Here is an 18,736-nt window from a genome sequence, read left to right on the forward strand (position 1 = left end):
CCCAGTTTTACAGATCAATCACGACGTCGTTTCGGGGCCGTGAGCAGCAGATCAGGACATTGCCGTCCGCCGGCGGATCGAGCGGATCCGGCGCATAGTCGACCGTCCCCGCGATCAATCCGCTCTCGCAATTATGGCAGACGCCGGTCCGGCACGACCAGCGCACGGGGACGTCGCAAGCTTCGGCCAATTCCAGCAGGCTGGCGTAGGCCGGTCCCCAGCACACGTTGAGGCCGCTGCGGGCGAACGAAACCATCGGGCCGGAGCCAGGAGCGCCAACCGGCGAGTGCGCTCGCTTCTGCGGGGAGGACGCTATGCCGGGCGTCAAGGATGGTCCGGCGCCGAACAATTCGGTGTGGATGCGATCCGGTGCGATGCCCAGCGTTGCGAGGCCAGCTTTCAGATCGCTCATGAAAGCTGCCGGTCCGCAAAGATAGAAATCGCCGTCACGCGGCACGCTCAGGGTCTGGAGCAGGCGTCCGTCGAGATGTCCGGCTGTATCGAACGCCACATTGAGACGATCGTCCGGGTCAGGCGCGCTGTAGCAGACGTGGCTATGGTGACGAGAGAGCCCACCTAGCAACTCGCGCGCCTCGGCGGCGAATGCATGTTCGCGGCCGTTGCGGGTGCCGTGCAGCCACCACACGTCCCGCGTCGTCCCTTCGGCGGCGAGGGCGTGGAGCATTGCGAGTACCGGGGTGACGCCGATGCCGGCGCTCAGCAGGACGACGGGGCGCGCATCTTGCCGGAGCGTGAAACTGCCGCGTGGCGCACCGAGCTGCACGGCAGCGCCGTCCACCAGCTCGTCGGCGATGTAGCGGCTGGCGGCGCCGTGCGCTTCGCGCTTGACGCTGATGCGATAGGACGCGGCATCGGCGCCGCTCGAGAGCGAATAGCTGCGCGTCATCGCCTGCGCAGCGGAAGGTTCGAGCCTGATGACGACGAATTGACCGGGCAGGGCGGCCGCCACGGGATGTCCGTCGGCGGGTTCGAGGATCAGCGACGTCACGTTGCCGCTTTCGGCGATCTTGCGCGCCACGCGAAATGAGCGGAATCCGCGCCAGGCCGTAGGAGGGCTCGCCGCCGGCCCAAGTCCGGCGTTTCCCGCGATCTTGTTGTCCTTCTGCTGCTCGAGCAGCGCCGCGAATGAACGCTGCCACCCGCGGCTCAGCGCGGGAATCCGCAGCGCGCGCTCCAGGCGTTCGCGCGGATGAGGCGGCAGGTAAAGCAGCGCATTGACCTCGAACACGCTCATGCGCTCGGGTCCCACAGCGATCTGTTTGATCTCGTCACCGGCTTCGACGTCGCCTTCCTCGAGCACACGGAAATAGAATCCGGGCCGCCCGTGCCTGACCAGCAGCGCGGCCATGTCCGGCTCGTCCATCCGAATGCCGAGCCGGTAGCAGGTGACGCGCGGCTGCGTCACTTCGAACAGGGCAGAGCCGATCCTGTAGCGGTCTCCGATGCATACGTTGGTGTCGGCGAGGCCCTCGACCGTAAAGTTCTCGCCGAACTGGCCATGAACGAGGTTCGATCGACCGAGATGCTCCTGCCAGTACCGATAGGATTCGTCCTGATAGACGAATACGGCACGATGTTCGCCGCCATGACCGGCCGTATCGCCCTGGCCGTCGCCATCGATGTTGAGCCGGCGCACCCTGCGCGGGCCTGTGACCTGCGCCTTCCAGATGCCGGTGTGGACGGTCCGACCCTGCCAGGCGACGTCGCGCGGCAGGCCGACATTGATTGAAAGCAGACGTGCCATTGTTCCCGATCTGGCTGCGCGGTTCTGCCGTCATCCTTGCAGCAAGAGGGCGTTTTTGGCTCGTTAGTCGTTGTTAGAGGTTGCGAGCAAGCCTTGCCACCGGCGGCCCTGAGGCCAATCTGAGATGCCGTAACGCCAACGCAATCGGGACAACGGGAGGCCACGATGGATGATCAGGGCAAGCTGGCCGCGCTCCAGCGGCATTGGGACGCTTCGGATGCGAACGATTTCGAGGCCGAGCACGACATCTATCGCGGGGACGCGGTGCTCGACTATCCGCAATCCGGCGAGCGCATCCGCGGTCGCAGCAACATCCAGCAGAGCCGGTTCGTGCAACCGAACAAGAAGCGCTTCACGGTTCGGCGAATCGTCGGCGGCAACGATCTCTGGGTGAGCGAATTCGTGCTGACCTATGACGGGGTGCCGTCTTACGTGGTGAGCATCATGGAATTCCGCGACGGCCTGGTGGCGCACGAGACGCAGTATTTCGGCGACAGGTTCGAGCCCTCGCCCTCGCGGGCGCATCTTGTCGAGCGGGTGGAGTAACACACGGAACCCGATGCGGCGGCTGGTCGCAGTCGCGTCGCCTTGATTCCGACAGTCCCATCTTTATGTGTGGAAGGAACAAGAATCCGGGCCCCTCTGGCGAGGACGCCGACGCTGTCGGCAAACCTCGTGATGTCGGATGACCTGTCCCGCGCGAATGCGATGGATCGGCCGATCGTCGGGCCTTCTTGAGAGTCTCTCCGACCCAATCGTCCCCATCGCAGCTCCGTGCGGTCATTTCGCAAGATAAGGGAGCAACGATGTCCGACGCCAAGCATTCCAATCCGATCGAAATCGAGATCACCGAGCCGTCCAGCCTGAACGAGCAGGCTGCGGTGGCGCTGGTGATCGTCGGCGCGCTGGTTGCGGTTGCCGACCGCCAAGTTTCGCCGGTCGAACGCGACGAGGTCGTCCGTTTCATCCGGGATCGCAAGCTCGCACCGCACATATCGGAGGACCGGCTCTACGCCATGTTCGACGAGCTTGCCGAACGACTCGAGGAGCCGGATTTCGCCAATGTGGTGATCGAGAATTTGCGTCCGGTTTCGGACCTGCCGCTGTCGGCTCATTTGATGGAACTGTCGGAGCGCGTCGCGGCCGCCGACGAGGACGTGCATCCCCACGAAGTGCAGGCGATCAAGCTGTTGCGCCTGCTGACGCTGGTGCTGCCGCGCGCAAAGCAGGTGGCGCCGGGTGCAGTGCGGGCCGAACAACGCATCGCCGCCGAGGAGTAAGCATGAGCGTAGTTTCGGACGAAGATAAGACAGGGACTGCGGGTGCTACCGGCCAGATGGCCGGCGGCGACCCGCGCCTCGACAAGCTCGTCCGTCGCCTCCCGCCACGCATGGGTGACACCGTCACCTATCTGCTCAAGCCGTCCAGCCGCTGGGTGAGAATCCCCTCGGGCGCGCTGCTTATTGTCGGCGGCGTGCTCTCGTTCCTGCCAGTGCTCGGAATCTGGATGCTCCCGCTCGGCCTCGCTTTGCTCGCAGAAGACGTTCCCGCACTGCGATCCTCGCGCGGCAAGGTTTTGGATTGGGTCGAGCGGAAGAAGCCGCAATGGCTCGATCCTGCCGCACCGAAAAATGACCAATCATGACTGAATTCATCACCACCGAAGCGCTGACCGCGCTGCTTCAGGTCGTCCTGATCGACCTCGTGCTCGCCGGCGACAATGCCGTCGTCATCGGCCTTGCCGCAGCCGGCCTGCCGGCCGAGCAGCGCCGGCGCGCCATCGTCGTCGGCATCATAGCCGCCACCGTCTTGCGCATCGTCTTTGCCGGCGTCGCGACCCAGCTTCTGCAAGTGATCGGGCTGTTGCTCGCCGGCGGCGTGCTGCTGCTCTGGGTCTGCTGGAAGATGTGGCGGGAGCTGCGCGAGCAGTCCGCGCACGCGAACGAGCTCGCGTTCAGCCATGGCGGCAGCCGCGCCGCGCCTGCCTCCCAAAAGACCTTCCGGCAGGCGGCCGTGCAGATCGTCGCCGCCGACGTCTCGATGTCGCTCGACAACGTGCTCGCGGTCGCGGGCGCTGCGCGCGAGCATCCCTACATCCTCGCCTTCGGCCTGTTATTGTCGGTCGCGCTGATGGGCGTCGCCGCCGATTTGCTCGGCCGCGTGCTCCAGAAGCAGCGCTGGATCGGCTATGTCGGCCTCGCCATCATCGTTTACGTCGCCTTCGAGATGATCTATCGCGGGTCGCTCGAGCTCGCGCCTGTGATCGCGAGTCTCTGAGGCAACGTGCCTGTCCATCATCCGGAGTGATCAATGACGTCCGAACCCAAAGCACCTTCGGCGGCTTCCGTGCCGGCGCCGCAAATCGGCGCGTTTGCCCAACTCATCTTTGGCTCGCGCTGGCTGCAGGTCCCGCTTTATGTCGGCCTGATCGTCGCGCAGGCCGTCTATGTGCTGCTGTTTCTGAAGGAGCTCTGGCATCTGGTCGTCCACTCGTTCGACGCCAGCGAGCAGCAGATCATGCTGGTCGTGCTCGGGCTGATCGACGTCGTGATGATCTCGAACCTGCTGGTGATGGTGATCGTCGGCGGTTACGAGACCTTCGTCTCGCGCCTGAACCTCAGCGGTCATCCGGACGAGCCCGAATGGCTCAGCCACGTCAACGCCAGCGTGCTCAAGATCAAGCTTGCGATGGCGATCATCGGCATCTCCTCGATCTCTCTGCTCAGGACCTTCATCGAGGCAGGTAATCTCGGCACGACGCGGAGTAATTTCACCGAGAGCGGCGTGATGTGGCAGGTGCTGATCCACTTGACCTTCATCATCTCCGCGATCGGCATCGCCTGGGTCGACCGCCTCGGCGATAGCGGCCAGCGCAAGGGAGCCGGCCACGGCTGAGCGTGACACACGGCCGCTCAAAGACCGAAGGCTGCGCTCAGGGACGTCGGCTCCGCGCCAGCGTCTCGGAGGGCGTCTCGCCGAACGCCAATCTGTAGCCGCGCGAGAACTCACCAAGATGCCAGAAGCCGTTGCCGAGCGCTGCGGCCTTGACGCTCATGCCGCCGCCTCCGACCATGAGCTGGATGCGGGCGGACCACAGCCGCTTGAGGCGCAGATAATGGTGCAGGCTCACGCCGTGCACTGCGTGCGCGGCCGTCTGGAGCGTACGCACCGATACGCCGAGCGCAGAGGCGAGGTCGTCACTGTAGAGTGCCTTGCTGCCGGACCACATGACCATTTCGTCGAGGCGCGCGATCAGCTTGCGGTGCTTGGCGAACGATCCGCGTCGCGCGGTCAGCCCGCCTGCCGGCGCGAGCGCATCGTCGAGGCAGGCGAGCAGCGTCTCCTGGATGGGTCGGTTGAGCGCCTCGAATTGCCGGGGATCGTTGCACGCCGAGGCGAGCGGGAACATCTCCAGGATAGCGGTGCGCAGGCGCGCCATCGGATGGTCCTGCGCGCGAACATATGCGAGGCCCGTGTCGAAATCCGTCCAGCCGCGATGACGCATGTCCGAGTTGAAGCGCAGCATCAGGTAAGTGTTGGGATGATGCTCGATCGCATCTACGGGCGCTTTGCCGCGCATCATGGCAATCGTGGAATTGTCGACCTCGCGGCCGTTGGAGGTGGAGTGAAACGCGAGGGGGACAACGAGGCCGACACCATTGTCCGTGCCGATCTCGGCCTCAAACCGCCGTGCAAAGGAGCGCTGGAGCACGAACAGCCCATCCTGGAGCGGCAGGATGGCGCGAGACAGCGAGAATTCGCGCGGGCGGAGCGGCGTGCTGATGCCGAGGCCGAGCACCTCGTTGGCGCGAAACTCGGCGAAATTCGAGAAGCGCTCGATGCCGAGGATTCGCGAAGGCTTCAGCCGACATAGCGGCATCTCGGAATCCTGGCATGAGGGATGAGCCGCAAAATACAAACGGTATCAGATGGTCGACCATCGGCCCTATCCCGGAAGACTACTGCGACGCTTCATCACGCAACCTGCGGATAGGCCGCGTTTTCCCGCCGCTCGCGCTCGCCCAATTCGCGCACCAGCTCCTGGAGGAAGGATTCCGTGTGGGCGGGCAGGGTGCGCTCGGCGCGAACGTAGATGCCGAGATCTGACCACACCGGACTGCCGGCGTTGTCGAGCGGCAGGAAGACGAGCCGGCTGTCGCGCGACAGTCGGTCGATGCCGAGCTGGGTCTGGAAGGCGACGCCGACGCCGCGCGCGGCGAGCTCGCGCATCAGGTCGATCGAGTTGGCCTGGATGGCAGGCTCCGGCGTCTCGGACAGCTGCGCGATCAGCGGCTGGAGCAGATGGTAGATCGATAGCTCCGGCAGCGCGTGGATGACTGGAAAGGCGAGACATTGGGTCAGCGTGACCGTCTTGCCGCGCGCTAGGGGATGATCGTACGCCACGACCGCGCCGAGGCGAAACCGCTTCAAGGCGACCTGGCGCAGATCCGGCGGATGGCGAAGCGCCATGGCGATACCGATGTCAGCCTCGCCGCGGCTCAGGGCCTCCAGCACATCCGACGATCCCTTCACCTCGGTGGTGAAGCTGACGCGCCGGGCGCGGCCGCGATGGGCGGCTATCAGGTCCGGCAGCACCGACTCCGTGAGCGACTCGATGCAGGCAATGCTGACAGTGCCGTGCCACGTCCCGGACAGGGACGCGACGTCCGAGCGGAAGCGGTCGAGGTCCTGGAGCACGTTCATGACGTGCCGGGCCAACATCTCGCCGACCGTCGTCAGCGTCAGGCCGCGCGCATTGCGCTCGAACAACGGTGACCCAACCTCTTGTTCAAGCTTGAGAATCTGGCGGCTTACGGCCGACGAGGCAACGTTCAGCAGGCGCGCCGCGGCCCGGATCGAACCGGTGCGGCGAACGGCGTGGAAGTACTGGATGGCCGGTGAGTGAAAGCGCATGGGACCCCCGGCTGGACTATAGCTGTTGCTGAAACGGCATCAACATGTGCGAAATTCTGTGCTTTTCGAGCGCGCTCCTCCCACCTAGGTTCGCCGCCGGATTGCCGGTCCCGCCAGACCGTCATGCCATGCGCAACGAGGCGCCAGGGGATTCGGGGTGGACGAGAACATTGTTTGCGAGGTCGCGCCGGACACGCGCCTGGTCGATCGCCGTCGCGCGGCCGCCTATGTCGGCGTGACCGCCGGACGCTTCGAGCAACTGGTGCGCGACAGCGTCGTGCCACCGCCTGTTATGGTGGACAACAAGCGGCGCTGGCCGCTCGCGTTGCTCGACGTTGCGAAGGACGCGGTTGTCACCAGCAGTATGCCGAGCCTGCCGCAGGTGATGGTTGAGATTGCGCAGGACGCGCGTCTCTGCGAACGGGCCCCGGCACCGGCCTCGCACGAACTGCCGGACCAGGCCTGGTTCGAGCAGCGCGCGCGGTTCGTTCAACGCGTGCGCCGCTCACTGCTCTCGGGCAACGAGATCCGTCTCTTGCGCGAGTTCAAGCTGCTCAGGCAGAACCAGATCAGCATGTTCGGCTATTACGGCAGCTTCGAAGCCCTGATGGTGCGCGGCTACATCGTCGAGCTCGCGCGAAAGCCGCCGTCGAGCCGTCCGCTGGTGACGTACCGGCTGACCGCGCAAGGCGAGCGGGTCCTGTCGGCGCTGAAGGACGAGCCGGCGATCTGACCGGCGCGGACAAGGCAACGGCATCCTTCGGCATCATCGCACGGCGTGCATCTCCAGAAACGCCTTCACGCCGGTGACGGTGCCCGTGTCCGACGGCACATAGCCGGGTAGTGTCGCGACGGCCGCGCGAAAATCGGCGCTGCGGATGATCTCCAGGATGCGCTGCATCGGCTCGGTGTCCAGGAACGCGCGCTTGCAGACGAAGAAATAATCCTCGGTCAGGAGCCGGATGAAATCGAGGCCGAAATGCCGGGCCGCGGCTTCGACGCCGAAACTCGCGTCAGCCATGCCGCTCGCGACATAGGCTGCGACCGCGGCGTGGGTGAATTCGATCTGCTGCGCGCCGTTGATGCGGCTCTCGTCGATACCGTTTGCCGCAAGCAGTTGGTCGAACAGAAGCCGCGTGCCGGAATCGTGATCGCGGTTGACGAAGCGGACTTTGGGTCCGGTGAGATCATCAAGCGAAGCGATGCGCAGCGGATTGCCGCGCGCGACCATCAATCCCATTTCGCGTGTGACGAAGCTGATGATGCGATCCTCGCGCGGATCGAGCCATTCGCGCGCAGCCTTGATGCCCTGGGCGCGCAGCGCGCCGTGCGGCAGATGCAGGCCGGAGAGATCGCAGGCGCCCTGCGCCAGCGAGACCAGCGAATGCTGGTTGCTGACATAGCGCAGATCGACGCCGATGCCGGGCTCGCGGTCGAGGAATTCGCGCAATTTTGCGACCGCAAAGCCGTGGCTGGCATGCACGCGGATCACCGACGGGCGCTGCTCGAGGAATGGCTTGATCTCGCTTGCCAACTCCTGCGCCAAATTTTCAAGCTGAGGTCCGAGCCGGGCCTGCATGCGCTCGCCCGCCCACACCAGCCGCTCGCCGAACGGTGTGAGCTTTGAGCCTTTGCCGCGCTGGGTCTCGACCAGCGGCGTGCCGAAGAACTCCGACCATTGCTCGATCAGATTCCAGACATGGCGATAGGAGAGATGCGCGTCCCTGGCCGCGCTGGTGATCTTCCCGGTTCTCCTGATCTCGTTGAGGACGCCGAGCATGATGATGGCGGTGCGCGGATTCCCCTCGCGGCGAAACCGCCAGACGGCCTCGATCTCGATCTGAAGCATCGGTCTTCCTTATGAACTGCACTTCATATGATGATGGTCCATTTGCAATTCATATCATATTTACTCCCGCCCCTAGGCGCCTAATCTGGTATACCAGAACTGGAGAAAATATGATGTCTGTTGCATATGACTTTGTGCATTCGCCTGCGAGCGAGTTCATGTCCCGCCCACAGCATCTGCTGATCGACGGCCGCCGCGTCCCCGCCAGCTCCGGTCGCACCTTCAAGTCGCTCAATCCGGCCACCGGTCAGGTCATCGCCGAAGGCAACGAGGCCGATGTGGAGCATGCGGTCGCCGCCGCGCGCCGGGCTTTCGAAGGCTCCTGGCGCACGATGCGGGCGTCCGAGCGCGGCCAGATCCTGCTGCGCTGGGCAGACCTGCTCAAGGCTCACGCCGAGGAGATCATCGAACTCGAGTCGATCGACGCCGGCAAGCCGATCTCCGCGACATCGCGGCAGGATTTTCCGGGCGCCGTCGACACGCTGATCTACTACGCCGGTTGGGCCGACAAGATCAGCGGCGACGTCGTGCCCGTGCGCGATGATGCCCTGACTTACACCGTGCGCGAGCCGGTCGGCGTGGTCGCGGCGATCGTGCCCTGGAATTTCCCGCTGATGATCGGGATGTGGAAGCTCGCGCCGGCGCTGGCCTGCGGCTGCACCATCGTGATGAAGCCGGCCGAGCTGACCTCGTTGTCGGCGCTACGCATCGCCGAGCTCGCGCTCGAAGCCGGCCTGCCGGCGGGCGTCTTCAACGTCGTTACTGGCCCCGGCCGGGTCGTCGGCGACGCGCTGGTCAATCACCCCGACGTCGACAAGGTCACATTCACCGGCTCTCCCGGTGTGGGGCGGGGAATCATGAAGGGCGCCGCAAGCAACTTCAAGCGCGTCTCGCTCGAGCTGGGCGGCAAGTCGGCCAACGTCATTTTCGATGATGCCGATCTCGAAGCCGCATCGAAAGCTGCGGCTTCCGGCATCTTCTTCAATGCGGGCCAGGTCTGCTCGGCCGGCTCGCGCGTGCTCGTGCAGGAGAAGGCCTATGACGAGGTCGTCGAGCGACTGGCGGCGCGCGCGAAGTCGCTCAGGATCGGCGACCCGCTCGACCGCAAGACGACGCTCGGTCCGGTCATATCCGAGAAGCAGATGAAGTCGGTCCTCGACTATGTCGAGATCGGCAGGAAGGAGGGCGCGACCCTCGTCACCGGTGGCGAGAAGGTCGGCGACCGCGGCTACTTCATCAGCCCCGCGGTGTTCGCGAATGTCGCGCACGAGATGCGGATCTCGCAGGAGGAGATCTTCGGGCCCGTCGTCAGCGTCATCAAGTTCAAGGACGAGACCGACGCTTTGCGGATTGCCAACGGCACGGCCTACAGCCTCGCCGCCGGCGTGTGGAGCCGCGACATCGGCAAGCTGCAGCGCTTCGCCAAGCGGGCGCGCGCGGGCACGGTCTGGATGAACACCTATGGCTATACCGACGTGCGGCTGCCCTGGGGCGGCGAGCGCGACTCCGGCCTCGGCCGCGAGCATGGCACCGCCGCGCTCGACAATTTCACCGAGCCCAAGGCTGTCTGGATGAATCTGGCCGTCTGATACCTCCCGAGCGGCCAAGCCTGGAGCCCGCCTGCCCCCACGTGCAGGCGGGCTCCTTTTTCGAGATCGATAGAATTGTCTGCATTCCGCTCAGCGGCGGCAAACCCTGCGGACAAGAACTGTGCGGCCTTAAACTCCGGCTTTGGAACCGGCGTGCATCCTGCCTGCAACAGGGTGGGGCATCAGCATGTCAGTTCTCAGGGAGGTCGTCGTCGCGGTCGCGGGAGTCTATGCGCTCCTGTTCGCGTGCGACGCAGTGTTCGGGGTCGGCGAGGCACGCTTCGACGACGCCTATTACAGCGCCAGCTTCTACGCGCCGCGGCCAAAGGAGTTTCGTTTCGCCGGCGATACGCCGCCAGCCGTCCGCGTCAGCGAGGCGTTTGCGCAATTCGCGCCGGGCGAAGCCAAGCCGAACAAGCGCTACTCGTCGCTGACCACGATCCTCCGGTAAGCGCCGTCTACTCTCCCTGGATCCATTCCGCGACGCCGCGCCACAATGTGTCGCGGTGGTCGGGGCGGAAGAAGCCGAAATGGCCGATCGCCTTGGCGCCGACGTCGGACGGCTTCACGTTGAGCACCTCCGGCTTGATCGCGGTGAATCCGCTCGCAAGCAGCTCGACCGCGGGCCGCGTCGCCCAGGGATCGTCGGAAAAGCAGAGTGTGCGCAACTCGCCCTTGAACCTGGCGAAATTCTCCAGCGCCGGCAGCTTTGAATCGAAGAGATAACGGGGGCTCGAGACCCACTCGGCCCATTGCAGGAAGACGCCCTTGGGCAAATCCTCACCGATGCCGGCCCAGCCCGGCGCGTAACCGAGCGCGTGCACGAGCGGCACACCGACAAAATTCATGAAGGCAAAGACGCGGTATTTTTCCGGCGACGTCATCAGCCGCCAGGTCGCGGCCTGCGAGGCCACGAACGCGGCGCGCGAAATCTCCGTGTTGTTCGCGATTAGCCCAAGGGCCTGGCCGCCAAAGGAGTGGCCGATATAGGCGAGCGGGAGAGTGTTGTACCGCTCGCGCATCCAGTGCACTGCGGCGGTGACGTCGAGCGCGGCCCAGTCCGACATCGAGGCCTTGAAGCCGACCAGCGATTTCGGCTGGTTGTAGCCGACCATCGCCGGCAGCCGGGAGTCGCCGATGCCGCGATAGTCGTAGGTCAGGACCGCGCAGCCGCGATGGGCGAGATAGGAGGCAAAGCCGCGATAGATTTTTCGCGGGACGGCCGTCGCCGAATTGACCAACACAGCATGACGTTTGGTGCCGCGCGGCAAGAATAGCGTACCGCTCAGCGCATACCCGTCGGTCGCCGGGAAGCTGATCTCGTCGATGAAAACGTCGTCCAGTGCCACGTCCATGGGCCGAAGGTATCTTGCCAGTTTCCAAGCCGTTTCCCAGCAAATGCGAATTTGGCTTTCCCCGCAAGGCTTTGCAGTGCCAGATGGATTTACAACTGGCGGCCGGTGGCCAGCCTGTGTATAAGGCGACCCTCGCAACCCACAGATCAGGTTGTGCTTTTTGCTTCACGGAGAGATTGCGATGTCCGAGCGGTGGACGCCCGAGTCCTGGCGCAGCAAGCCGGTGCTACAGGTGCCCGATTATCCCGACGCCAAGGCTCTGGCCGACGTCGAGGCGCAGCTTGCGACCTTTCCGCCGCTGGTGTTCGCGGGCGAGGCGCGCAATCTGAAAAAGGCGCTGGCGCGGGTCGCGGCCGGTGAGGCCTTCCTGCTGCAGGGCGGCGACTGCGCCGAGAGCTTTGCCGAGCACGGCGCCAACAACATCCGAGACTTCTTTCGCGTGCTGCTCCAGATGGCGGTGGTGCTGACCTATGCCGGCGCCGTCCCGGTGGTGAAGGTCGGGCGCGTCGCCGGCCAGTTCGCAAAACCCCGGTCCTCGCCGATGGAGAAGATCGACGGTGTCGAGCTGCCGAGCTATCGCGGCGACATCGTCAACGACATCGCCTTCACCAAGCAAGCGCGTGTCCCTGATCCGCAGCGCCAGCTGATGGCCTATCGCCAGTCGGCCGCGACGCTGAACCTGCTGCGTGCCTTCGCGACCGGCGGCTACGCCAATCTCGGCAGCGTGCATCAGTGGATGCTCGGCTTCCTCAAGGATAGTCCGCAGTCCCGCCGCTACAAGGAGTTGGCCGACCGCATCTCTGATGCGCTCAATTTCATGCGCGCCTGCGGCCTCGATCTCGAGGCCCACCCGGAGCTGCGCGCCACCGATTTCTACACCAGCCACGAGGCCCTGCTGCTCGGCTACGAGCAGGCCATGACCCGCGTCGATTCCACCACCGGCGACTGGTACGCGACCTCGGGTCACATGATCTGGATCGGTGACCGCACCCGCCAGCTCGACCACGGCCATATCGAATATTTCCGCGGCATCAAGAATCCAATCGGGCTCAAATGCGGACCGTCGCTCAAGCCCGACGAACTGCTGAAGCTGATCGAGGTGCTCAATCCCGACAACGAACCGGGCCGGCTGACGCTGATCGGCCGCTTCGGTTCCGACAAGATCGGCGAGCACCTGCCGAACATGATCCGCGCCGTAAAGCGCGAGGGCAAAGTGGTGGTGTGGTCGTGCGATCCCATGCACGGCAACACCATCACCTCGACGTCAGGTTACAAGACGCGGCCCTTCGACCGCATCCTGTCCGAGGTGAAGTCGTTTTTCGCGATCCACGCCGCGGAAGGCACCCATGCCGGCGGCGTGCATCTGGAGATGACCGGCCAGGACGTCACCGAGTGCCTCGGCGGCGCCCGCGCGATCACCGACGAGGATCTCAACGACCGCTATCACACGGTCTGTGATCCCCGGCTCAACGCCGAGCAATCCATCGACATGGCTTTCCTGGTCGCAGAACTGCTCAAGCAGGAACGCGCCGGCAAGGTCAGGCCGATGCCCGCCGCAGCGGGGCTCTAGAACCTTGCTGCGGATCTGGAAGGCCACGATCAATTCCCGTAACGGTCTGGCCTTTGCGTTCCGCTCGGAGCAGGCCGTCCGCGAGGAGATCGTCGCGCTCCTCTTGTCGCTGCCGCTTGCGTGGTTGGTCGGCGCGACCGCGATGCGCGCGGTCGAGCTGATCTGCGCGGTTGCGTTCGTGCTGGTGGTCGAACTGCTCAATACGGCGATCGAGAAGCTTGCCGACCGGCTGACCATGGATCACGACAAGCAGATCGGACGGGTCAAGGACATGGGGTCGGCCGCGGTCGGTGTTGCGCTGCTGATGGCCGGCGCGTTCTGGATCATCGCCATCATCGAGCGATTGGGATTCCTCTAGAGCGCTAATCGCGCTTTAGGTTGTTGTTTTGGGCATGATCTTTTCGGAAGACCGCTTCGCACTTTTCCGGATCATGCTCTGATCGGAGCGCCATGACCGAACGTCTCAACGCATTCGCGGTCACGCTCGCCCAGCTCAATCCGACCATGGGCGACATCGAGGGCAATGCCGCGAAAGCGCGCGCGGCGCGCGTGCAGGCGGCCGCCGACGGCGCCGATCTCGTGCTGTTTCCGGAATTGTTCATCGCCGGTTACCCGCCGGAAGATCTGGTGCAGAAGGCTTCCTTTCAGGCGGCCTGCCGCGCTGCGATCGAAGCGCTGGCGCGCGAGACCGCCGATGGCGGGCCGGCCATGCTGATCGGCACGCCTTGGGTCGAGGAGGGCAGGCTCTACAATGCCTGCGCGCTGCTCGATGGCGGTCGTATCGCTGGCCTGCGCTTCAAATGCAATCTGCCGAACTACGGCGTGTTCGACGAGAAGCGGCTGTTTTCGCGTGGCCCCGCGGCCGGCCCCGTCACCGTGCGCGGCGTGCGCGTCGGAGTGCCGATCTGCGAGGACATCTGGCTGGAGGAGTCCGAGGATTACGAGAACGTGGTCGAGACGCTGGCCGAGACCGGCGCCGAGATCATCCTTGTGCCGAACGGATCTCCTTATGCCCGCAACAAGGCCGACGTGCGTTTGTCGGTCGCGGTCGCGCGCGTCACCGAGAGCGGCCTGCCGCTGGTCTATCTCAACCAGGTTTGCGGCCAGGACGAACTGGTGTTCGACGGCGCCTCCTTCGCACTCAACGGCGACCTTTCCCTCGCAGCGCAATTGCCGGCGTTCGCGGAGAGCGTCACCACACTGCGGTTCACACGAAGCGGCGACGATTGGCGCTGCACCGGTCCGATCGCCGCGCAGCCCGAGGGCGACCACGCCGACTACGCGGCCTGCGTGCTGGGTCTGCGCGACTACGTCGCCAAGAATGGCTTTCCCGGTGTGCTGCTCGGGATTTCCGGCGGCATTGACTCCGCGCTGTGCGCCGCGATCGCGGTCGACGCGCTGGGTGCGGATCAGGTGCATGGCGTGATGCTGCCTTATCGCTACACTGCGGCAAGCTCGATTGCCGACGCCGGCGAGCTCGCCGGCCATCTGGGCATCCGCTACGAGGTGCTGCCGATCGCGGAAGCGGTGAACGGGTTCGAGACCATCCTGTCCGGCGTCTTCAAGAATCTGCCGCCCGATGTCACCGAGGAAAATCTCCAGGCCCGGACTCGCGGCACGCTGCTGATGGCGATCTCCAACAAGACCGGCCTGATGGTGGTGACGACAGGCAACAAGTCGGAGATGTCGGTCGGCTACGCCACGCTCTATGGCGACATGAACGGCGGCTTCAATCCGATCAAGGATATCTACAAGACGCAGGTGTTTCGGCTGGCAAGCTTGCGCAATTCGTGGAAGCCCGAGGGGGCGCTGGGGCCGGAAGGCGAGGTGATCCCGCCCGACATCATCACGCGTCCGCCGACCGCGGAGCTGCGTGAGAACCAGACCGACCAGGATTCATTGCCGGCCTACGACGTGCTCGATGCCATCCTGGAGCGTCTGATCGAGCGCGAGGAGCTGCTCGACACGATCATCGCCGCCGGCTTCGACCGCGAGACGGTGACCCGCATCGACCATCTCCTTAACGTCGCCGAATACAAGCGGCGCCAGGCCGCGCCCGGCGTCAAGGTGACGGCCAGGAATTTCGGCCGCGACCGCCGCTATCCCATCACCAACCGCTTTCGCGATAAAGGCGAGCAGCTCGCCGCCCCGGACGAGACGCTGGTGTCGCGTGGGAGCAAAGCCTCGATCGACGCATTCGAGGGGTGAGGCTGGCCGAAGGTCGTGGGATGGACGGTTCGTCACGTACGACGCTGTCATCATCCGCGAAGGCGGATGATCCAGTACGCCGCGGCGGACGTTGTCGAAACCCAAGTGATGACACGGAGTACTGGATGCCCCGCCTTCGCGGGGCATGACAGTTGTGCGCCTACTTCTGCTGTTGCGGCAGGAAGCTCGGGCCGACCGATCGGATGGGCTTGTTCTCGGACGATGTCGTCGCGGCGCCGGTATCGGCAGGCGGAGTCGCGACAGGTGCAGTCGCTGTGGTCGGCGTCGCACCCTTTTTGCCATTGGCGGCCGGCGTGCCCTTGTTGAGCTGCCGCTGCTGCATTTTCTTGGCGCTCTCCTCGGTGACGATGATGTCACCCTGCTGCTCGGCCGATGCCTTGTCGTCTGCCGATTTGAGCGCGTCCGCCCAGGTCTGGCCCGCGGCCTTGCAGGAGCAGGACGGGTTGAACTCGCTACGGAATTTGAACGCGGTCGGCAGCGCTGTGTAGGGCTGGCCGCTGGTGGAGACCGCGGAGTTCATGTCCTCGCCGGGATTGCGATGGGTGTAGAGCACGGCTTCGGCGGCCGGGCACAGCGCCTTGCAGGTCTTCTCGTCGTCGGGGAAGCGCGCCGGCACGGTCGCAAACGAGACCGGGAAGTAGGCGCCGTCGCAGGTGCGCACGCACACGGTGCGATAGGTGCCTGATTGCGGGCCGAGATCGGACGGCGGCACGCCTTGCGGATTGTTGGGGTTGTTGCCGCCGAACAGATTGCTCAGGAAGTTGCCGCCGCCTTGCGACTGCGCGGCGTTGGCATATTGCGGGCCGCAATTGTTCTGCGCCAGCGCTGCCAGCACCGAGCGGCGCTGGTTGTCACGCTCGGGGCTGAAGCCGCCGGCGCCGCCGCGCAGGCGTTCGAGATTGCCGGTGATCTGGTCCAGATTGGCGCGCATCTGCTGGATCTGGGTGTTGACCGGACCGCATTGCGCCGACTGGCCGCTGAACAGCGAGAAGAAGCCGGAGGAATCGCAACCCATGCGCTTGGCCTGCATGGTGACGCGGTCGAGCTCGGCCTGCTGCTTGGTCTGGGACTCCTGATAGCGGCGGATCTGGTCTTCGCGTGCGGGATCACCGCCGCCGCCACGATCGAGCCCGGCGAGCTGGCCTTCCAGGCGCGCGCACATCGGGTTGGGTCCGAGCCCGTTCTGGCCGGGCTGAGGCGGCGGTCCCGGCGGGCCGGCCTGTGCGAACGCACCATTGGCGAGCGCGACGGTGCTCAAGAGCACGGCGCAGGCAAGAATCGAGCGAGCACGGGAGAGAGACAAAAATTCAGGCATATCCGCCATTCTAGCGAGGTCACGGCCACGCGTGATGTGGGGGCCGAAGCGCGCCCTCCCATAGCCGCTTCCTGCGGCATCGTCACGTCGTTTCAGAGGCCAGCGATTGGACCTAAGGTACGCCAGTTCCGAGCGAATTCAGCGCTGGCAGGTGATTGCGACATATTCATCGCAACGGCCATGGGAGCAGTTTGCGCCGGATTTGGGGACAGAGCCGGTAATTTCGTCGGGATCGACCCGCCGATAAGCCGAAGCCTGGGCAAAATCGCGTGACTGGCAGTAGGTGCGGGCGACCTGCGCGCCGCATTTGTCGCTTTTGGCCAGGCACTGATCGACGCCGTAGCCATCCGCCTGGTTGGGGATGATGAAGACGCGGGTCTCGGCGAGAGCGCTGGAAACGACGAGGATGGAGGCGCAGGAAATGAGCGCGAGCAATGATCGCATGAAAACACCGGGGGCAAAAAAATAGAAACTGCCAGTTCCAGAATGGGCTCAAATGGTTAAGGAGATGAACCATCTATGCGCGGCGGCTGCGCATTGCGGAGATAAAGCGGCATTTTCGCGGCTCTCTTGACGCGGGGCCGCCTCATAGCCCATATGTTCCGTCATGAACGGTCTCCTCGTCATTTGCGCCATTTGCCGCGAGATTACGAGCTAGCGATTCGCTGGCTGGAGCCGTCTTTTCTCAAAACCATTGAGAGCACTGGACGCCCGGCCAACAGCCGACGGGTATCCTTATGGAATTGCGCCTTTACGATACGCTGAGCCGGGAAAAGCGCACCTTCGTGCCGCTCGATGCCGAAGACGTCCGCATGTATGTCTGCGGACCGACCGTCTATGACTTCGCCCATATCGGCAACGCCCGGCCGGTGATCGTGTTTGACGTGCTGTTCCGGCTGCTGCGCCATCTCTATGGCGCGGCCCACGTCAAATATGTCCGCAACATCACCGACGTCGACGACAAGATCAACGACCGCGCCGCGCGTGACTTCCCCGGCCTGCCGCTGAACGAGGCGATCCGGAAAGTCACGGAGCAGACCGGCAAGCAGTTTCACGCCGACGTCGACGCACTCGGTGCGCTGCGGCCGAGCGTCGAGCCGCGTGCGACCGAGCATATCGGCGAGATGCGCGAGATCATCGAACGGCTGGTCGCCGGCGGTTTTGCCTATGCTGCCGAGGATCATGTGCTGTTTTCGCCGCAGGCGATGAACGCGGCCGATTCCGGGCTGCCGCGCTATGGCGCGCTGTCCAATCGTTCGCTGGACGAGATGGTTGCCGGCGCCCGCGTCGATGTCGCGCCCTACAAGAAAGGCAACACCGACTTCGTGCTGTGGAAGCCGTCCAAGCCCGGCGAGCCGTCATGGCCGTCACCGGCCGGTATCGCCGCGCAGGGGCGCCCCGGTTGGCATGTCGAGTGCTCGGCCATGGCCTGGAAGCATCTCGGCGAGCACTTCGACATCCATGGCGGCGGCATCGATCTCGTGTTTCCGCATCACGAGAATGAGGTCGCGCAGACCTGCTGCGCCTTCCACCGGGAGCGCATGGCGAACTACTGGATGCACAACGGCTTCCTGCAGGTCGAGAGCGAGAAGATGTCGAAGTCGCTCGGCAACTTCGTCACGATTCACGAGCTGCTCGCGGACTGGCCGGGCGAAGTGCTGCGCCTGAATATGCTCAAGACGCATTACCGCTCGCCGATCGACTGGACGATGAAGTCGCTGGAGGAGAGCGCCAGGACGCTCGACGACTGGTATCGGGTTGCGGCTGACGTCGCGCCCGGCAAGCCGGCCCCCTCAGTGGTCGAGCCGCTGCTCGACGACCTCAATACACCGCTGGCGATCGCGGCGCTGCATGGCCTGCGCGGCAGCGACGTTGGTGCCCTCGCGGGTTCGTTGCGTCTGTTCGGCTTTCTCTCCGAGAGTGCCGCGCAATGGGAAGGACGCAAGCAGCAGGCGAGCGGCGTCGATGCCAAGGAAGTCGAGCGCCTGCTCTCGGAACGGACGGCGGCGCGTGGGCGTAAGGACTTTGCGGAGTCCGATCGTATCCGCGATCTGCTTGCTGCGATGGGCGTTGCGATCAAGGACTCCAAGGAAGGCACGACGTGGGAGGTCGCGCGATGAAGCGGCCCGACACACCGTTTCCGCGGCACT

The 18,736-nt window shown here is 64.7% G+C and carries 19 protein-coding genes; 12 read left to right on the top strand and 7 right to left on the bottom strand.

What is annotated here, in order from left to right; all coding sequences use genetic code 11:
- Positions 1–7: 7 nt before the first annotated feature.
- A complete protein-coding gene (locus IVB45_RS14505) occupies positions 8–1,765 on the bottom strand; it encodes an MOSC and FAD-binding oxidoreductase domain-containing protein (protein WP_247360378.1) in 1,758 nt (585 codons plus the stop codon).
- A 165-nt stretch (positions 1,766–1,930) separates the two neighbouring features.
- On the opposite strand from IVB45_RS14505, the gene IVB45_RS14510 reads away from it, so the two are divergent.
- From IVB45_RS14510 to IVB45_RS14530, 5 genes are all read left to right on the top strand, one after another.
- Positions 1,931–2,311, top strand: a complete 381-nt coding sequence (locus IVB45_RS14510) for a nuclear transport factor 2 family protein (protein WP_027569421.1) — start codon at positions 1,931–1,933, stop codon at positions 2,309–2,311.
- 260 nt (positions 2,312–2,571) lie between these two features.
- On the top strand, positions 2,572–3,045 hold the full coding sequence (locus IVB45_RS14515; protein WP_027569422.1) for a tellurite resistance TerB family protein: 474 nt from the start codon (positions 2,572–2,574) through the stop codon (positions 3,043–3,045).
- 2 nt (positions 3,046–3,047) lie between these two features.
- Positions 3,048–3,410 (top strand): hypothetical protein, encoded by a 363-nt coding sequence (locus IVB45_RS14520; RefSeq protein WP_027569423.1) that lies wholly within the window; start codon positions 3,048–3,050, stop codon positions 3,408–3,410.
- Complete coding sequence (locus tag IVB45_RS14525) at positions 3,407–4,042, top strand: TerC family protein (protein WP_247360379.1); 636 nt, start codon at positions 3,407–3,409, stop codon at positions 4,040–4,042. Before IVB45_RS14520 ends, IVB45_RS14525 begins: the two co-directional genes overlap by 4 nt.
- A gap of 33 nt (positions 4,043–4,075) precedes the next feature.
- The gene (locus IVB45_RS14530) at positions 4,076–4,660 is read left to right on the top strand and encodes a TIGR00645 family protein (RefSeq protein WP_247360380.1); all 585 of its coding nucleotides are present in this window, start codon (positions 4,076–4,078) and stop codon (positions 4,658–4,660) included.
- A gap of 37 nt (positions 4,661–4,697) precedes the next feature.
- Here the strand turns inward: IVB45_RS14530 and IVB45_RS14535 are convergent, their stop codons facing one another.
- The gene (locus tag IVB45_RS14535; RefSeq protein ID WP_247360381.1) at positions 4,698–5,645 is read right to left on the bottom strand and encodes a helix-turn-helix domain-containing protein; all 948 of its coding nucleotides are present in this window, start codon (positions 5,643–5,645) and stop codon (positions 4,698–4,700) included.
- Between the two features lie 95 nt (positions 5,646–5,740).
- Positions 5,741–6,679, bottom strand: coding sequence for a LysR family transcriptional regulator (locus IVB45_RS14540; RefSeq protein ID WP_247360382.1), 939 nt, complete (start codon positions 6,677–6,679; stop codon positions 5,741–5,743).
- Between the two features lie 157 nt (positions 6,680–6,836).
- Here IVB45_RS14540 and IVB45_RS14545 point away from each other — a divergent pair, with 157 nt between their 5' ends.
- The gene (locus tag IVB45_RS14545) at positions 6,837–7,412 is read left to right on the top strand and encodes a hypothetical protein (RefSeq protein ID WP_247360383.1); all 576 of its coding nucleotides are present in this window, start codon (positions 6,837–6,839) and stop codon (positions 7,410–7,412) included.
- 33 nt (positions 7,413–7,445) lie between these two features.
- Here IVB45_RS14545 and IVB45_RS14550 read toward each other — a convergent pair whose 3' ends face one another.
- Positions 7,446–8,528, bottom strand: a complete 1,083-nt coding sequence (locus IVB45_RS14550) for a substrate-binding domain-containing protein (protein WP_247360384.1) — start codon at positions 8,526–8,528, stop codon at positions 7,446–7,448.
- A gap of 113 nt (positions 8,529–8,641) precedes the next feature.
- On the opposite strand from IVB45_RS14550, the gene IVB45_RS14555 reads away from it, so the two are divergent.
- Both IVB45_RS14555 and IVB45_RS14560 read left to right on the top strand, forming a co-directional pair.
- Entirely contained in the window at positions 8,642–10,117 is a 1,476-nt protein-coding gene (locus tag IVB45_RS14555) for an aldehyde dehydrogenase family protein (RefSeq protein WP_247360679.1), read from the top strand.
- A gap of 187 nt (positions 10,118–10,304) precedes the next feature.
- Positions 10,305–10,568, top strand: coding sequence for a hypothetical protein (locus IVB45_RS14560; protein WP_027517277.1), 264 nt, complete (start codon positions 10,305–10,307; stop codon positions 10,566–10,568).
- Positions 10,569–10,575: 7 nt separating this feature from the next.
- On the opposite strand, the gene IVB45_RS14565 is transcribed toward IVB45_RS14560, so the two are convergent.
- On the bottom strand, positions 10,576–11,472 hold the full coding sequence (locus tag IVB45_RS14565) for an alpha/beta fold hydrolase (protein WP_247360385.1): 897 nt from the start codon (positions 11,470–11,472) through the stop codon (positions 10,576–10,578).
- 181 nt (positions 11,473–11,653) lie between these two features.
- Between IVB45_RS14565 and IVB45_RS14570 the strand changes: the two genes are divergently transcribed.
- From IVB45_RS14570 to IVB45_RS14580, 3 genes are all read left to right on the top strand, one after another.
- Positions 11,654–13,042 (top strand): 3-deoxy-7-phosphoheptulonate synthase class II, encoded by a 1,389-nt coding sequence (locus IVB45_RS14570; protein WP_247286686.1) that lies wholly within the window; start codon positions 11,654–11,656, stop codon positions 13,040–13,042.
- Positions 13,043–13,046: 4 nt separating this feature from the next.
- Positions 13,047–13,400, top strand: a complete 354-nt coding sequence (locus IVB45_RS14575) for a diacylglycerol kinase (RefSeq protein WP_085395859.1) — start codon at positions 13,047–13,049, stop codon at positions 13,398–13,400.
- Between the two features lie 92 nt (positions 13,401–13,492).
- Positions 13,493–15,250: an NAD+ synthase gene (locus IVB45_RS14580; RefSeq protein ID WP_247360386.1), complete on the top strand. Its 1,758-nt coding sequence runs from the start codon at positions 13,493–13,495 to the stop codon at positions 15,248–15,250.
- A 160-nt stretch (positions 15,251–15,410) separates the two neighbouring features.
- On the opposite strand, the gene IVB45_RS14585 is transcribed toward IVB45_RS14580, so the two are convergent.
- Together IVB45_RS14585 and IVB45_RS14590 are read right to left on the bottom strand one after the other, a co-directional pair.
- Positions 15,411–16,595: a DUF2865 domain-containing protein gene (locus IVB45_RS14585; protein ID WP_247360388.1), complete on the bottom strand. Its 1,185-nt coding sequence runs from the start codon at positions 16,593–16,595 to the stop codon at positions 15,411–15,413.
- A gap of 129 nt (positions 16,596–16,724) precedes the next feature.
- Positions 16,725–17,030, bottom strand: coding sequence for a hypothetical protein (locus IVB45_RS14590; RefSeq protein WP_247360389.1), 306 nt, complete (start codon positions 17,028–17,030; stop codon positions 16,725–16,727).
- A 293-nt stretch (positions 17,031–17,323) separates the two neighbouring features.
- Here IVB45_RS14590 and cysS point away from each other — a divergent pair, with 293 nt between their 5' ends.
- Positions 17,324–18,706, top strand: a complete 1,383-nt coding sequence (gene cysS / locus IVB45_RS14595; RefSeq protein ID WP_247360391.1) for a cysteine--tRNA ligase — start codon at positions 17,324–17,326, stop codon at positions 18,704–18,706.
- Positions 18,707–18,736 lie beyond the last annotated feature (30 nt).

It is taken from the genome of Bradyrhizobium sp. 4 (assembly GCF_023100905.1).
Classification (GTDB): domain Bacteria; phylum Pseudomonadota; class Alphaproteobacteria; order Rhizobiales; family Xanthobacteraceae; genus Bradyrhizobium.

Excerpts from the sequence above, each read along its gene's own strand:
- IVB45_RS14570 (WP_247286686.1), top strand. The coding sequence starts at position 11,654 with ATGTCCGAGCGGTGGACGCCCGAGTCCTGGCGCAGCAAGCCGGTGCTA.
- IVB45_RS14580 (WP_247360386.1), top strand. The coding sequence starts at position 13,493 with ATGACCGAACGTCTCAACGCATTCGCGGTCACGCTCGCCCAGCTCAAT.
- IVB45_RS14530 (WP_247360380.1), top strand. The coding sequence starts at position 4,076 with ATGACGTCCGAACCCAAAGCACCTTCGGCGGCTTCCGTGCCGGCGCCG.
- cysS (WP_247360391.1), top strand. The coding sequence starts at position 17,324 with ATGGAATTGCGCCTTTACGATACGCTGAGCCGGGAAAAGCGCACCTTC.
- IVB45_RS14565 (WP_247360385.1), bottom strand. The coding sequence starts at position 11,472 with ATGGACGTGGCACTGGACGACGTTTTCATCGACGAGATCAGCTTCCCG.
- IVB45_RS14515 (WP_027569422.1), top strand. The coding sequence starts at position 2,572 with ATGTCCGACGCCAAGCATTCCAATCCGATCGAAATCGAGATCACCGAG.
- IVB45_RS14505 (WP_247360378.1), bottom strand. The coding sequence starts at position 1,765 with ATGGCACGTCTGCTTTCAATCAATGTCGGCCTGCCGCGCGACGTCGCC.
- IVB45_RS14560 (WP_027517277.1), top strand. The coding sequence starts at position 10,305 with ATGTCAGTTCTCAGGGAGGTCGTCGTCGCGGTCGCGGGAGTCTATGCG.
- IVB45_RS14520 (WP_027569423.1), top strand. The coding sequence starts at position 3,048 with ATGAGCGTAGTTTCGGACGAAGATAAGACAGGGACTGCGGGTGCTACC.
- IVB45_RS14585 (WP_247360388.1), bottom strand. The coding sequence starts at position 16,595 with ATGGCGGATATGCCTGAATTTTTGTCTCTCTCCCGTGCTCGCTCGATT.
- IVB45_RS14525 (WP_247360379.1), top strand. The coding sequence starts at position 3,407 with ATGACTGAATTCATCACCACCGAAGCGCTGACCGCGCTGCTTCAGGTC.
- IVB45_RS14550 (WP_247360384.1), bottom strand. The coding sequence starts at position 8,528 with ATGCTTCAGATCGAGATCGAGGCCGTCTGGCGGTTTCGCCGCGAGGGG.
- IVB45_RS14540 (WP_247360382.1), bottom strand. The coding sequence starts at position 6,679 with ATGCGCTTTCACTCACCGGCCATCCAGTACTTCCACGCCGTTCGCCGC.
- IVB45_RS14535 (WP_247360381.1), bottom strand. The coding sequence starts at position 5,645 with ATGCCGCTATGTCGGCTGAAGCCTTCGCGAATCCTCGGCATCGAGCGC.
- IVB45_RS14510 (WP_027569421.1), top strand. The coding sequence starts at position 1,931 with ATGGATGATCAGGGCAAGCTGGCCGCGCTCCAGCGGCATTGGGACGCT.
- IVB45_RS14555 (WP_247360679.1), top strand. The coding sequence starts at position 8,642 with ATGTCTGTTGCATATGACTTTGTGCATTCGCCTGCGAGCGAGTTCATG.
- IVB45_RS14590 (WP_247360389.1), bottom strand. The coding sequence starts at position 17,030 with ATGCGATCATTGCTCGCGCTCATTTCCTGCGCCTCCATCCTCGTCGTT.